Source organism: Paenibacillus sp. P4_E11, from assembly GCF_056401635.1.
The window spans coordinates 1-739 of the sequence record NZ_JBFUIX010000637.1; the positions used below are offsets into that span (position 1 = coordinate 1).

Here is a 739-nt window from a genome sequence, read left to right on the forward strand (position 1 = left end):
GGATATGTCGAGGAAGCCATAAGTGTCAGGCTCGACGGTAAGAACATCAGGGATATCATGGCCATGAGTGTAACGGAGGCAGCGACTTTTTTCGGACGAATAGATYCAGAGGCTTATGACAAAAGGATATCTAACATTCTAACGACGCTTGAACTTGTCGGGATGGGCTATATCACCCTCGGACAGAAGACACCAACCATATCAGGTGGTGAAGCCCAACGGATCAAGCTGGCAAAAGAGCTTTGCAAACAAAACGGCAAAAACAATGTATATATTCTTGATGAACCTACAACTGGCCTTTCTTTTTCTGACACGGAACGGTTGATTGAACTGATGCAACAGCTTGTTGATGCAGGGAATACGATTATAGTTACGGAACACGACCCGTCTGTATTGGTAAACTGTGATTACATTGTTGAAATGGGACCGGGTGGCGGCAGCGACGGGGGATATGTGATCGCACAAGGTACGCCGGAACATATAATTGCAGACAATAATTCGATTATTGGAAAATATCTAAAGCAGGTGTTGATATGAGGTGGGATTGGTTGCTTTCTACTCCTGAAGCGGAGGGATTGGACAGCGGTGTATTGAATCAAGTGGATGATTATTTGAAGCAAAAGAGATATCGCCTTGTAAACAGCGTATTAGTTGTGAAAAATGGCAAGATTGTTTTTGAAAGATACTACAATAAGTTTTATGAGAATAGCAGAAACAATATTAAATCGATATGGAAAAG

Annotated in this window: 1 protein-coding gene and 1 pseudogene; both read left to right on the plus strand. The window is 42.3% G+C overall.

Going from position 1 to position 739, the window contains the following annotated elements; translation table 11 throughout:
* The coding region (locus AC1DWB_RS36610) for an ATP-binding cassette domain-containing protein (RefSeq protein ID WP_477545947.1) at positions 1-537 on the plus strand (537 nt) is incomplete at its 5' end.
* Positions 534-739 (plus strand): annotated as a pseudogene (locus tag AC1DWB_RS36615) (hypothetical protein); the annotation flags it as partial. The gene AC1DWB_RS36610 and the pseudogene AC1DWB_RS36615, both read left to right, overlap by 4 nt.